11 protein-coding genes and 1 riboswitch are annotated in these 12,858 nt (G+C 51.0%); of the genes, 3 read left to right on the forward strand and 8 right to left on the reverse strand.

Annotated elements, in window-relative coordinates; all coding sequences use genetic code 11:
- Positions 1 to 19 precede the first annotated feature (19 nt).
- Positions 20 to 736 (reverse strand): heme oxygenase (biliverdin-producing), encoded by a 717-nt coding sequence (locus SYC_RS11835; protein ID WP_011244546.1) that lies wholly within the window; start codon positions 734 to 736, stop codon positions 20 to 22.
- A 191-nt stretch (positions 737 to 927) separates the two neighbouring features.
- Here SYC_RS11835 and SYC_RS11840 point away from each other — a divergent pair, with 191 nt between their 5' ends.
- Positions 928 to 1,794 carry an NAD(P)-dependent oxidoreductase gene (locus SYC_RS11840; protein ID WP_011378221.1) on the forward strand — a complete coding sequence of 289 codons (867 nt, stop codon included), beginning with the start codon at positions 928 to 930 and terminating at the stop codon, positions 1,792 to 1,794.
- A gap of 4 nt (positions 1,795 to 1,798) precedes the next feature.
- Here SYC_RS11840 and SYC_RS11845 read toward each other — a convergent pair whose 3' ends face one another.
- The 6 genes from SYC_RS11845 to cobG all read right to left on the reverse strand — a co-directional run bounded on the left by SYC_RS11845 (position 1,799) and on the right by cobG (position 8,265).
- The gene (locus SYC_RS11845; protein ID WP_011244548.1) at positions 1,799 to 2,305 is read right to left on the reverse strand and encodes a nucleoside deaminase; all 507 of its coding nucleotides are present in this window, start codon (positions 2,303 to 2,305) and stop codon (positions 1,799 to 1,801) included.
- A gap of 70 nt (positions 2,306 to 2,375) precedes the next feature.
- Positions 2,376 to 3,746 (reverse strand): cobyrinate a,c-diamide synthase, encoded by a 1,371-nt coding sequence (locus SYC_RS11850; RefSeq protein ID WP_011244549.1) that lies wholly within the window; start codon positions 3,744 to 3,746, stop codon positions 2,376 to 2,378.
- 3 nt (positions 3,747 to 3,749) lie between these two features.
- Positions 3,750 to 5,450, reverse strand: a complete 1,701-nt coding sequence (cobJ, locus tag SYC_RS11855; protein WP_011244550.1) for a precorrin-3B C(17)-methyltransferase — start codon at positions 5,448 to 5,450, stop codon at positions 3,750 to 3,752.
- Positions 5,447 to 6,151, reverse strand: coding sequence for a precorrin-2 C(20)-methyltransferase (gene cobI / locus SYC_RS11860; protein WP_011244551.1), 705 nt, complete (start codon positions 6,149 to 6,151; stop codon positions 5,447 to 5,449). Before cobI ends, cobJ begins: the two co-directional genes overlap by 4 nt.
- Entirely contained in the window at positions 6,148 to 6,777 is a 630-nt protein-coding gene (locus tag SYC_RS11865) for a precorrin-8X methylmutase (RefSeq protein WP_011244552.1), read from the reverse strand. The genes cobI and SYC_RS11865 overlap by 4 nt, the downstream gene beginning before the upstream one ends.
- 24 nt (positions 6,778 to 6,801) lie before the next feature.
- Entirely contained in the window at positions 6,802 to 8,265 is a 1,464-nt protein-coding gene (cobG, locus tag SYC_RS11870; RefSeq protein WP_011244553.1) for a precorrin-3B synthase, read from the reverse strand.
- A 48-nt stretch (positions 8,266 to 8,313) separates the two neighbouring features.
- Positions 8,314 to 8,502: riboswitch (cobalamin riboswitch) on the reverse strand.
- A 27-nt stretch (positions 8,503 to 8,529) separates the two neighbouring features.
- Between cobG and SYC_RS11875 the strand changes: the two genes are divergently transcribed.
- Positions 8,530 to 9,759, forward strand: a complete 1,230-nt coding sequence (locus SYC_RS11875; protein WP_011244554.1) for a bifunctional cobalt-precorrin-7 (C(5))-methyltransferase/cobalt-precorrin-6B (C(15))-methyltransferase — start codon at positions 8,530 to 8,532, stop codon at positions 9,757 to 9,759.
- A gap of 53 nt (positions 9,760 to 9,812) precedes the next feature.
- Here SYC_RS11875 and sigC read toward each other — a convergent pair whose 3' ends face one another.
- On the reverse strand, positions 9,813 to 11,009 hold the full coding sequence (sigC, locus tag SYC_RS11880; RefSeq protein ID WP_011244555.1) for an RNA polymerase sigma factor SigC: 1,197 nt from the start codon (positions 11,007 to 11,009) through the stop codon (positions 9,813 to 9,815).
- Between the two features lie 783 nt (positions 11,010 to 11,792).
- On the opposite strand from sigC, the gene SYC_RS11885 reads away from it, so the two are divergent.
- Positions 11,793 to 12,857: an aspartate-semialdehyde dehydrogenase gene (locus SYC_RS11885; RefSeq protein WP_011244556.1), complete on the forward strand. Its 1,065-nt coding sequence runs from the start codon at positions 11,793 to 11,795 to the stop codon at positions 12,855 to 12,857.
- Position 12,858 lies beyond the last annotated feature (1 nt).

Genomic DNA, 12,858 nt, shown 5'->3' on the forward strand with positions numbered 1-12,858 from the left:
AGCTCAAGTAGGACAGTGATTATTCGGCTGCAGTTGCTAACTCTGTGCTGCCGCGTACAAAACGGCGTGTCAGGGAATTAAAGAACATCTTGCCGATCGCTGCGACAAGATTTCCTTCTAGCTCTTGGAACATGGCCATATTCATCCCAAAAGCATCATTGGCTTCTTCAACAATGCGATCGGCGGTTGCTTCATCAACTGGCAACGTGTCCATGGCTTGCCGATAGGTTTGTTTGAAGGCTTTTTCATCTTCAATCGCTTCGAACTCGTAGAAGGCGGTGCCTGCCCCGTCCAAGTTCATGCCGCGTTGCGCGATCGTTTTCAAGATTTGACCGCCCGACAGGTCGCCCAGATAGCGAGTATAGGCATGGCCAACCAATAGCTCAGGTGCAGTGTTGGAGACCTCCCGAATACGAGCTACGTAGGATTGGGCTGCTTTGGAAGGTTGGATTTGTTGCCGCCAATCTTCACCGTAGTAGAAGGCGAGATCCCGCTCAAGGCTGGTCTTCCGATTCAGCACAGGAAAGTAGATGCCTGCAATTTTGTCGTTGTCGCGATGGCGTTCAAGCTCCTCTTCCATGGCGGAGTAGACGAAGTAGAGGTTCGCGACCAGCTTACGGTAGGAGTTTTTCTCGACAACCCCTTTGAGGAAGCACTTCACAAAGCCGACGTTTTCGGCCATGGTGTGTGCCTTTTTGGTGCCTTCACGCAGTTTGGTTGCTAGATTCGCGCCCATGCTTATCAAGTCCAGTCCTTGTAGTACAGCGGCCCCGTTCAACAGTTCGGAGCCTCGAAAAAAGGTTTTAATCGGGCTGGGCAAGATACCCGCCTAAAGGATCAAGGTAAACCGTTTTTTCTGAGCGTTGCCGTTAAGTTTCCTTACAGCGTGGCGATCGAGCCGGAATGGTTGGGGAGCAGGAGACTCGCATGCGCTGCGGATTAATCGGAACTGGCTTACTGGGGACCGCGATCGCGGAACGCTTGCTGACGGTTGGACAGCTGCTCACGGTTTGGAACCGAACGGCTGAACGGAGTCAGCCTTTAGTCGCTTTGGGGGCCACGATCGCCCCGACACCAGCCGCATTGCTAGCCGACTGCGAGGTTTGCCTACTCTTACTCAGTGATGCTGAGGCGATCGCTGCAACCCTATTGACGGAGGAATCGCGATCGCAACTTGTCGGCAAGACCATCATCCAGATGGGCACGATTTCGCCGGCTGAAAGTCGAGCGATCGCTGACCAAATCGCGGCGGCTGGTGGGCAATATTTGGAGGCACCGGTGCTGGGGAGCCTGCCAGAAGCACGCAACGGCACGCTGATCGTCATGGTGGGGGCTGAACCGGCTGTCTTTGAACAATGGCGATCGCTTTTGTGCCATCTCAGTCCTGAACCTGAATGGATTGGGCCTATTGGAACAGCGGCGACTCTGAAATTAGCGCTCAACCAATTGATTGGCTCATTGACCAGTGCCTTTGGCGGCAGTTTGGCGCTGCTGCAACGGAGTGGTCTAGCTGTAGAACCCTTCATGGCAATTCTGCGTCAGAGTGCGCTGTATGCCCCAACCTTTGATAAGAAGCTGTCGCGACTACTTAGCCATCAGTACGATAACCCCAACTTCCCAACGACTCACTTGGCGAAAGATCTCCGATTGTTCCGGGAAACTGCAGCGGATCTTGGGATCACAACGGATGCAGTCGAAGGAGTTGAGTCCATTGTCCAAAAAGCGATCGCCCAAGGTTGGGGCGATCAAGATTATTCAGCCCTCTACGAGGCGATTAATCCTGATTCAAACTAATCTGCTATTCACCAGTAGATCGCGATCTCCGTTGCTGAAACCAGTCACGGAGAAGCTGTCCACAAGGCTCAGCTAAGATGCCAGCCAGGACAGATAAATGATGATGGGAGACTGGACTATCAGGTAAATTGAGGAGCGATCGAATTGCCCCAGCTTTGGGGTCATCAGCGGCATAAATCAATTGCCCAAGCCTAGCCTGAATGATAGCTCCTGCGCACATAGGGCAGGGTTCAAGAGTGACGTAAAGGTGACAGTCACTAAGGCGCCAATCACCGATCCGAGCTGCTGCTGCCCGAATCGCTATTATCTCTGCATGGCCACAGGGGTCACGATCGCGTTCGCGACGGTTTTGTCCGGTGGCTAACAGGTGCCCTTGATGGACAATCACTGCGCCAATTGGTATTTCGCCTGCTGTCCCTGCGATCACTGCCTGCTCGTAGGCGATCGTCATCCAGCGATGATGGGTTTCGTATTCGGGATTCGCGATCGACGGTGGAGGAGGTGCAGCCATGATCACGTTCCTTGAAGTATTAGGAATGTTGTCGTTCGGTGAGGGGCATCTGCCCAACCTATCGGGGGACCTATCGACTTAAGGCAGTTGCTTGCTGACAAGCTTGCAAAAAATTCTGAATTAACCAGGGCTTGCCTCCAAAGTGAAGATGGAGATAGGAGGCATGGAGATTGGGCTGACTGTAGCCTTCTCCATAGTGCAGAGATCCATCAAAGTTTTGGAGCTGGAAGAGCGGCTGTGCGATCGGCTCTCGCAGGCTGGAACGGTGGAATTCATGACCCCAAACTACCTGTCCTTTTTGCAGCAAAGGACTCGCCTGTTGGGCTGTTGCTTCTCGATAGCCCAAGGTTAAGCGAGAACCCATTTGTGCTGTTGCTGCGATCGCTCCAACCATTGGATATTGCGTCTGCTCAAAGTCAATGATGTGCTGACGGAGATACATCAAACCGCCACATTCGGCATAGCAGGGAATCCCTTGAGTGATCGCAGTCTGCACGGCTTGACGTGCGAGTAAATTATCACTCAACTCAGCTGCAAAAACCTCAGGAAATCCACCACCTAGATAGAGTCCTTGGACACCTGCTGGGAGTTGTCGATCTTGAAGGGGACTCCACTCAATTAACTCTGCTCCAGCAGCACGTAGTAGATCGAAGTTGTCAGCATAGTAGAAATTAAAGGCCCGATCTCGAGCGATCGCAATGGGAACTGATGACTTTAGAGAGATTGATGGGGTGGTAGACTTGAAAGCCGTGCTATTTAAATCAGAATTTGAAAGCAATGGTTCTAGTCGATTCCAATCAAAACACTGTTGACCCAAAACAGCAAGACGATCGATGACCGATTGTAAGTGGGGGAGCTCCGATGTTGGAATTAGGCCCAAATGGCGATCGGGAATTTGAATCTCATCCTGTCTCCTTAGAACACCGAGAATTGGAATTTCTAAGGGCTCTAAAGCATCTTTCAGTAACTCTAAATGACGATCGCTGCCAACCCGATTGAGGACAAGCCCAGCAATCTTGAGGCGAGAATCAAAGTTTTGATAGCCATAAGCGATCGCAGCGATCGACCGAGCAGTACTACTGCAGTTCAAGACTAGGAGGATTGGAAGATTGAGAATCCTAGCGATATGGGCAGTACTGGCAGTATCTGTTTTGCCAGTTAGACCATCAAACAAGCCCATCACACCTTCAACTAAAGTGTAGTCTGCGGTTTGGCTGTGCTGCTGAAAGCAATGTTGAACGTAATCCTCATCAGTCAGGATTGGATCTAAATTTCGACAATCTCGACCCGTCACAAATCGATGAAACATCGGGTCAATGTAGTCAGGTCCAACTTTGAAAGATTGAACAGATGCCTGACGAGCTTTCAGGGCAGCGAGTAAGGTGAGAGTCGTAGTAGTTTTGCCAACACCGCTACGTTCACCAGCAATAATGAGAGCCATCGGTTAGTAGTAGCGCGGGGTATAAAGCCAGTGGCGACCAGCTGATTCAAACTGACGCGTTTTACTAGAACCAATTAAGACAACGGTATTCATATCAACTAGATCAGCCGATAACTCAGCTAGATCAATGATTTGAATAGATTGCTTTTCTCGGCCAATGTTTCTCGCCAAGAGAACGGGTGTCTCTGGCGATCGCCAAGCCAACAGTAAGTCCCGTGCCGCCTCCAATTGCCATCGTCTAGTTTGGGAGACTGGGTTATAAAACGCGATCGCAAAATCTGCCTGTGCTGCTGCTGTAATTCGTTCAGCAATAATCTCCCATGGCTTGAGAATATCCGAGAGAGAAATCGTGCAAAAATCATGACCAAGTGGTGCACCGACCTGGGCTGCAGCTGCCTGCATTGCAGAAATTCCTGGACAGATGCGAATATCAAGCGTTTGCCAATCTAGATTTTCTGCAGTTTCCAAGACTTCAAATACTGCTGCTGCCATCGCATAAATACCCGGATCGCCGGAAGAAATGACAGCAACCTGTCGACCGATAGCAGCTAAATCCAAAGCATATCGAGCTCGATCAAGCTCAACCCGATTATCAGAATCATGACGCTGGGTCTGAGGCGATCGCCAAGGCTCAGCTAGATTTAGATAGGTTTTATAGCCCACCCAATCAGTAGCGTGCTGCAGCATTTGTCGCGCTTCTGGAGTCAACCATTCGGCTGAGCCGGGGCCAAGGCCAACGATACTTACCCGTCCACAAGCTTGGCCAATTATTTCGGGTTGGATTGGTTCTTCTGCGATCGCAATAGCGATTGTGGAATTTTCAGCTAGTATTTGAATATCAGAGCCAAGGATGCGCCTAGCCTGGTCACTTGCTGTTGCTGTCGGTGATTCTCGAATCAAGCGGACAGAGACTTGAAATTTGGCAGCGATCGCTTGAAGAGTTGCATGATTAGCCAGTTCAAATGGCACTCCGATTAAAGCGATTGCATCAGGGGCAATCTGATTGTCTGATAATAAATGATCGATTGCGGAAATAGTCTCAGAAATATCGAAATTATCTTGTGATTGGATGAAGATCCCAATGTTTTTAGAATAGTAAGTTAGACACTGAGGCGGTGGCTGCTGAAGCTGATGTGTCACTTGAATACAATAGGTTGCTTCAGGATCAAAAGGTAGCCTTGTCGTTTTTAGCCAAGCTGCTTGGCCCTCAATCCGTACTGGCTGGCCATTGAGAAGATCCGCAATGAAAGTCTTAGCTGTGGACGGAAAGGCTAACTGATAGCCCGAGGGGGGGGATAAGAGAGTTGTTTGAAAGCGGATAGCCCCGGTCGTTGTGATCGCTGCATGTGATTGCAAAACTTGAGCAAGCTGCTGAGCCAGCTGATTCGCTCCTTGGAGACTACCGAGCAATGGAACCACCGAGCTGCCGTCTTCTGCGATTGCTAATACAGCAGGCTCTTGCCATTTGTTATTTAGGACTGGTGCCAAAGCTCTAATTAAAATCCCCGCCGAACAGATGCCAATAATAGTCTGACCTTGCTGAAATAGGTTGCGAATCGTCTCTCCAAAATCCTGATAAGTTTGATCGGCAGACTCAGTCCGTTTCTGCAACCCATAGATCATGGAATCGGGCAAGCATTGTTTGACTTGAGTCGCTGTTGCAAAACTCAGCTCGTTCAGGATGACAATTGCGATCGTTGTCATTGGGGCTGAGTCTGGCTAGGAATTAAAATAAGTGCCCAGTAGGGAACTGCCTGAGGGTCAACCGTTTTAATGTCTAGGATCTGCTGATTTGCTTGAGTTGCCCGCTCAATATAACGTGCTCGATCAAGAAGATTAAGCTCAGCTAAAATAGATTTAACTTTGGCAAAATGACGGCCAAGTTTGATAATAATTGCAGAGTCAACCTGACTTAGGCGATCGCGTAAGGTCTCTGCATCTAGGGTCGCTGGCATGATGCTCAAGACATCATTTCGATAGGTGATCGGTGCCCCTAACATGGCTGCACTCGCAAAGGTTGAGGAAATACCAGGCACCACTTCAGTCTGAAACTGGTCGGCAAGGCGATTAAATAAATACATGAAGGTTCCATATAGCATGGGGTCACCTTCGCAGAGAACAGCTACGTCTTGTCCTGCGGTTAAATGCTGAGCAATCTTAATCGCTGCTTGATCGTAATAGGGTTGTGATGATCGCTCCACACTGAAGGGCAGAGGCATGGGAATTTCAATCTGATCTGTGCGGATATAATCTGCAACGATTGATCGCGCTAGGGCCTTGCCATTCTCTAGCGTCGGATAAGCAATCACAGGCACTTGCTTAAGAATCCGATAGGCTTTGAGCGTCAGTAGCTCTGGATCGCCAGGCCCAATGCCGAGCCCGTAGAGACGACCAGTAGAACTCATAGTTCACTCTCCTGAGCGATCGCGTTCACTGCTGCAGCCGCGATCGCACTGCCGCCGCGACGACCATGAAGGGTCATAAAAGGAACATTACGAGAGTTCTCAGCAAGGGCTTGCTTTGATTCGATAGCTCCGACAAAGCCAACTGGAAAGCCTAAGATCACAGCAGGGCGGTCAGTCGTTTCATCAAGGATTTCCAGTAAGCGAAAGAGCGCGGTGGGTGCATTGCCAATGACAACAACTGAACCCTGTAATTGCGATCGCCATAGCTCCATTGCTGCAGCTGAGCGAGTGTTGTTAATTTGCTGTGCGATCGCGGGCACTTCGGGTTCATTCAAGGTACAAATCACTGGATTCTCAGCAGGTAATCGCTTACGGGTAATGCCATTGGCGACCATTTGAGAATCACAAAGAATAGGACATCCATCCTTGAGTGCTTGACGTCCTGAAACTAATGCTGTAGCTGAGGCTTCAAAGTCTTGAACAATGTCAGTCATCCCACAAGCGTGGATGAGACGGACTACAACCGTAGCCAAGTCCTCTGGCAAATGGCTAAGACAAGCCTCTTCACGAATAATGCAAAAAGACTTTTTATAGATGTCAGTGCCATTCCGAATGTAGTCGAACATGTGCCGAGCTAATGTACTCCGAATCTAAAGTAGAACTGGAACAATAGTATTCAGATCAAACTGCGACCGCAGCAGAAACTGAACGAGAGACTCCGAAGTTGATTGTCTGTGTTTCTGATAGCGCTTTAAAACCTCTGTTATGAATGAGATGACCTGATGAAAACTCAGGCTGGGACCTGAGATTCGATCAAAGCGATCGCTATCTCCAAAGAAGATATTATATCGTTCGTTTGGCTTTTGCTCTTCAGGAGAATCAGCTGCAAGAATCGTAATCTCTGCTGGACTTGACTGAGCACAAAACTTAGAACAAGCACTGATATGAATATTAATTGGATCGAGTGCTTGGCAAACTTGATCAATGGCTTGTTGCAACCGTTCTGCAAGAGGTTGCGTTGGAACTATTGCTGCTTGACAAACAGGGTGACCCGCACAAGCAATGATCACAGGTTCTTTAGCAGTTGTTGCAAAGCCTAACTCTTGGAACCGCTGCTGAGCCTCGATTACTTCACTCTTGTTTAGGTTGGGAACGATGAGGCTTTGCCAGGGTGTTAACCGTATCTCTTGGCAGTTTAGGGCTTCTAGAATTTGAATTAAAGCTGTGAGTTGTAAACCTGTGATCTGGCCAAGAAAAGAACGAATGCCCAGATAAAAAAGATCTGGATTGCTTTGGGGATAAAAGCCAAACTGTCGATAGGGCTGGCTGACTGGAAGCGATTGTTGAGTTGTCTCTAGAGACTGTCGCGATCGCTCTTGGATGACTTGTAAGAATTGCTCTAATCCCCAACTTTCGATCAGTGAGTGCAAACGGGGTTTACCTTGCCGACCTGCCTTCACTTCTTGGTTGCTATATTCGTAATAAATCGCAGTCAGTGTAGCAATCGTTGGGAGTAGCTGATCAGGAGTGATGATGTAACCAGTATCAATTAGCTGTTTTTTAACTGCCAGTTGTAGTAGAAAGGGAATCTCTTGCTGATTGGTCTGAATAGCAGTCAGTTGAACATCATTCAGACGATGTTCCCAGGCAACAGGCGATCGCGTGCCAATACCGACAGATCCACCCCCATCTAGACCAATGCTGAACTTAGCGGAAAGTTCACCATATTCAGGATGTTGTTGCAAAAACTGATCGATCTGTTGAATATATGGGCGAGTGTCGAGCAGCTCTTCTGGGTCAATCCCTGCGGTGGGACTAGCCATCAAATTGCGGAGGTGATCGGTCTGCGGATGAGTTGCTGCTAAACCAACGGCTTGCAGCTGATTCAGCTCAGACGAATCGATCGCTCGTTGAACACCGCGAATTTGCAGATTAGCGCGATTGGTAACCTGCACCTGATCGCACTGAAGCGTTGTTAGTAAATTGGCAATAACTTTTAGCTGGTTTAGATGTAGAGTCCCAGCAGGAATGCGAATACGCAGTAAAAAACCATCCTGAGCCCGAGTGCCATAAAATACCCCCGGGCAAGCATTCGCTTGTGTCAACCAACTCATCGCGATCGCCTTCTCTGTGCTGCGCAGAGAACTTCAGCAAATGAGTGTCTTTTCGACACTCCTCAAGGCTGGCATTCTGACTCCATGGGCTTCTAGATATCTCTATCAAGAGCAATCACATTGATAGCCGATTGTGATACCTAAAAGTTGATTACAGTTGCGGCACAGTACCGGAATCACACCGGACTTTCCCAATCCTTAAGTCTCAGCAGCATAGCATGGGGCTGGTCACTGCTTGCGGGAGCATTACTTTTTACGAAGACAATGGATACTCCTTCCTTAACTCCGTGGCTATCGATCGTTGGGATTAGCGAAGAAGGATGGCTGGCCCTAACCCCGATCGCACAGCAATGTATCCTGCAAGCCGACATTCTCGTGGGCAGCGATCGCCATTTTGATCTTCTGCCTTCCCTGCCAGGTGCGGAACAATGGCGCTGGGGATCCCCGTTTTCCGCCACGATCACCCAAATCCTCGAGCGGCGCGGCCAATCTATTTGCATCCTCGCCAGTGGCGACCCAATGTGCTACGGCGTTGGGAGTTTGCTGGCACAACGCTTGCCGCTGACTGAACTCCAGATTCTGCCTGCACCCTCGGCCTTTAGTTTGGCCTGCTCTCGCTTGGGCTGGGCTTTGCCGGAAGTGGAAACCCTGAGCCTTTGCGGTCGCGATCCAGCGTTACTTAACGCGCTACTTTATCCTGGCGCCAAGATTTTGGCCCTCAGTGCCGATCGCTCGACTCCAGCCACGATCGCAGAGCAACTCTGTCAGCAGGGCTGGGGGTCAAGTCGGCTCACGGTTTTAGAACATCTGGGCGGCCCTAAGGAGCGAAAAATTAGTGAAATAGCCGAGCACTGGTCTCAGCCCACGATCGCCTCTCTCAACACCGTGGCGATTGAATGCCATGCCCGCGATCGCGACTTGATTGTGCCGCCCCGCCTGACTGGACTGCCTGATGCGGCCTACCACCATGATGGGCAACTGACCAAACGGGAAGTGCGAGCGATCACGCTAGCTGCGCTAGCTCCCCTGCCCGGCCAACTGCTCTGGGATGTGGGTGCCGGCTGTGGGTCGATCGGCATTGAATGGATGCGTAGCGATCGCCGCTGTCGAGCGATCGCCATTGAGCAGCATCCGCAGCGGCTGCAAATCATTACACAGAATGCGATCGCCCTCGGGGTTCCGAACCTGCAAGTGGTTGCCGGTTCAGCACCGGCTACGCTGAGTGGCTTGCCCCAACCGGATGCCATCTTCATCGGTGGCGGTGTCACTGCTCCAGGTGTGCTCGATCAATGCTGGCAAGCGCTGCCGATGGGTGGGCGGCTAGTTGTTAACGCCGTTACCCTCGAAAGCGAGCAAGTCGTTTTGGCTGGACAGCAGCGCTGGGGGGGAGATTTAATCCGTGTGGCGGTGCAGCGAGCGGAACCGATCGGCCGCTTTCTCGGCTGGAAATCGCTGGCACCGATCACGCAATGGACGGTCAAAAAAACAGCCTAGGCGATCGCGCCTAAGCTGCTTAAGACAGACAGGAGGACTGGACAGGGAAGCGACTAGTGCAACAACTCCAAATAGTCACGGATCTGATTGCGTCGTCGCGGATGCCGCAGCTTTTGCAGGGCCTTAGCCTCAATCTGGCGAACTCGCTCACGCGATAGGTCGAGCACTTGCCCAATTTCAGCGAGGGAATAAATCTGCCCATCGCGCAGACCAAACCGCATCCGAATTACATCGCGTTCGCGGTGATTGAGTTCGAGCAATAACCGCTGCAGATCATTGCTGAGGGATTCCTGAGTCAATCGTTCTTCTGGGGTGAAATCGGTGGTTTCCAGCAAATCCCCTAGCTCCGTATCCTTTTCCTTGCCAACACGGGTTTCTAGGGAAATCGATTTGGGCACCCGCAACAGGACTTCCCGCACTTGATCGGGGGTCATCTCAAGTTCTTGAGCAATCTCCTCAAGGTTGGCAGTTCTGCCCTTTGTTTGCGCAATTTTGCGCTGGGCTTTTTTGATCCGGTTTAATTTCTCCGTCACATGGACGGGCAAGCGAATCGTCCGACTTTGGGTTGCGATCGCGCGGGTAATTCCCTGACGAATCCACCAATAGGCATAGGTACTAAATCGATAGCCTTTCGTCGGGTCGAACTTCTCAACAGCCCGCTCTAGTCCTAGGGTGCCTTCTTGAACGAGATCGAGAAGCTCTAGTCCTCGGTTTTGATATTTTTTAGCGACGGAAACAACTAAACGGAGGTTGGCCTTGATCATGTGATCTTTAGCTCGCTGGCCTTCTTTGCAGACCTGCTTTAATTCCTCAAGATCGAGCTGGCAGACTTCAGCCCAGCGATGCAGCCCCAGTTGTAGTGCTTGGCGTAATTCAGTCAAGGAACAATCGACAATCTTGGCCCAAGCTTCAAAGGAAGGACGGTGACCCAGCTGCGCGGTCAGGCGATCGCGGCCTTCCTGCAGGTCAACGTAATCCTTGAGAACCCCTCCTTCTTCAACGGCGACGCAATTCCGAACCGCCAACAACTGCATGTAGCGCTGCACCCACCGTGCCTCACTCACCTCTTCATCGCGCCCAAGGAGACGGACTCGCCCGATGTCTTGTAAATACAGCCGAATCAGATCGGTTGACTGGCGGCTAGAGACCGCTGTTTCCACGGCTTCAGAACTTGGAGTTTCTGACAAGTTAGCGACGTCAGACGAAACTGCTTCGTATTCCGTGGAATGAGTGAAATAGGCAGCCGTCATGGTGAATATCCAGTTTATTACAGGGATAACGACTGGCTGGAGCGATGCAATATTTTGCCGTCGACTTCAAGGCCAGTGCTTATCTGGAAAATAGTCTCTCTATAAAAAATAAAATTCTTGCCAGTGCCCCAGCTCTCTTTAGATTTTGGCCAAAATGTAAGTCCTCGGTAAAGCCCAGATGTTGCTTTGATATTTGCCCAGTTCAGTGCTTGGTTTCTTGAACTTTTGTATCCCTCTAGCTCACCATTGAGAACCATCAAGAATTCTGAGAAAACATGTGGCATCAACGCTGAGTTTGCATTGTTGGCGATCGCTCGTCTGAAATGACTCCCCTACTCGGAATCCAGCCTAGAGGGCCATTGCGGCTTTGCCCTAGGAGAATCGTGATTCTATGAGTGAGCCTCTGGGCTCTGGGGGCGCTGGAAAGGGTGCTTGCCTGCTGGCTTGGGGCTGTTAGAGCTGCAAAAATCTTTCTCAATGCGGCGTCCAGCCCCGCTTGGCTGTATTCTTGTTTCTCGACAGCGCCGAGTATGATGGAGGTTCCCCGCAATTCCCAGGAATGGGTCGGAACTCTTTAGCGCTTCATGCTCTTCATTTCCCTGTATGACGCAGCAGCTCGTAAAATCTGTGAGCAAAACTGGTTTTCGCTGGTGCTTCTCGAGCAGGTTTAGAGTCTTGGCATGATGGACAGAAGCGCGAGTCTACAGAAGCTGTCATTACCAAAACTCTGTGTGCCGATGCGCCGCCAGACAATGGGCGCAGAGTTGTCTGCTTTCGCTATCGATGCTGTTTGGGGTTAGGAGGTTGTCATTGTCACAGGGCTATCGCGTTGCAATTCTTGGAGCGACCGGTGCAGTTGGCACTGAGCTACTGCAGATCCTAGAAGAGCGTCAGTTTCCGATCGCTGAGTTACGGCTGTTAGCTTCCCCTCGTTCTGCGGGCCAAACCCTGACTTTTGCAGGAGAAACGCTGACGATCCAAGAAGCGACTCCCAGCGCCTTCCAAGGTCTTGATATCGTCTTAGCCTCCGCGGGGGGCAGCACCTCCAAAGCGTTGGCAGAAGCGATCGTGGCTGCGGGTGCTGTCATGATCGATAACTCCAGCGCCTTTCGGATGGATCCGACAGTCCCCTTAGTAGTGCCTGAGGTCAATCCAGAAGCCGCAGCCCAGCACCAAGGCATCATCGCTAACCCTAACTGCACGACAATTTTGATGGCGATCGCGCTGTGGCCGTTGCAGCAGCGCCATCCGATCCGCCGGATTGTGGTCTCCACCTACCAATCGGCTAGTGGTGCTGGGGCGCGGGCGATGGCAGAAGTCCAAGAGCAAAGCCGAGCCATTCTTGCCGGTCAACCCGCGATCGCTGAAATCCTGCCCTATCCCTTGGCTTTCAACCTCTTCCCCCACAACTCGCCTCTGACTGAGTCGGGCTACTGCGAAGAAGAGCTGAAGATGCTCAACGAAAGTCGTAAGATTTTTGGCCTGCCCGACCTTAAGCTGACGGCTACCTGTGTGCGAGTGCCTGTGCTGCGTGCTCACTCAGAAGCCATTAACGTCGAATTCACGGAGCCGTTCTCGGTGGCTGAAGCCCGGGAAGCGATCGCAGCTGCTCCTGGGGCGAGACTGCTAGAAGACTGGGACCGCAACTACTTCCCGATGCCGATTGAAGCCAGCGGCGAGGATGACGTCTTAGTCGGACGTATCCGTCAGGATCTGTCGGAACCAAACGCCTTGGAATTGTGGATCTGTGGCGATCAGATTCGCAAAGGTGCAGCTCTCAATGCAGTGCAGATTGCCGAACTACTGGTGAAACGCCAGTGGCTGCGATCGCCGGCTCTGACTCACTAAA

The sequence above is a fragment of the Synechococcus elongatus PCC 6301 genome (assembly GCF_000010065.1).
Classification (GTDB): Bacteria; Cyanobacteriota; Cyanobacteriia; order Synechococcales; family Synechococcaceae; genus Synechococcus; species Synechococcus elongatus.

Coding starts and splice junctions, on each gene's coding strand:
- SYC_RS11840 (WP_011378221.1), top strand. CDS start 928: ATGCGCTGCGGATTAATCGGAACTGGCTTACTGGGGACCGCGATCGCG.
- cobI (WP_011244551.1), bottom strand. CDS start 6,151: ATGAGTTCTACTGGTCGTCTCTACGGGCTCGGCATTGGGCCTGGCGAT.
- SYC_RS11875 (WP_011244554.1), top strand. CDS start 8,530: ATGGATACTCCTTCCTTAACTCCGTGGCTATCGATCGTTGGGATTAGC.
- cobG (WP_011244553.1), bottom strand. CDS start 8,265: ATGAGTTGGTTGACACAAGCGAATGCTTGCCCGGGGGTATTTTATGGC.
- SYC_RS11850 (WP_011244549.1), bottom strand. CDS start 3,746: ATGGCTCTCATTATTGCTGGTGAACGTAGCGGTGTTGGCAAAACTACT.
- SYC_RS11845 (WP_011244548.1), bottom strand. CDS start 2,305: ATGGCTGCACCTCCTCCACCGTCGATCGCGAATCCCGAATACGAAACC.
- SYC_RS11835 (WP_011244546.1), bottom strand. CDS start 736: ATGGGCGCGAATCTAGCAACCAAACTGCGTGAAGGCACCAAAAAGGCA.
- SYC_RS11885 (WP_011244556.1), top strand. CDS start 11,793: ATGCTGTTTGGGGTTAGGAGGTTGTCATTGTCACAGGGCTATCGCGTT.
- SYC_RS11865 (WP_011244552.1), bottom strand. CDS start 6,777: ATGTTCGACTACATTCGGAATGGCACTGACATCTATAAAAAGTCTTTT.
- sigC (WP_011244555.1), bottom strand. CDS start 11,009: ATGACGGCTGCCTATTTCACTCATTCCACGGAATACGAAGCAGTTTCG.
- cobJ (WP_011244550.1), bottom strand. CDS start 5,450: ATGACAACGATCGCAATTGTCATCCTGAACGAGCTGAGTTTTGCAACA.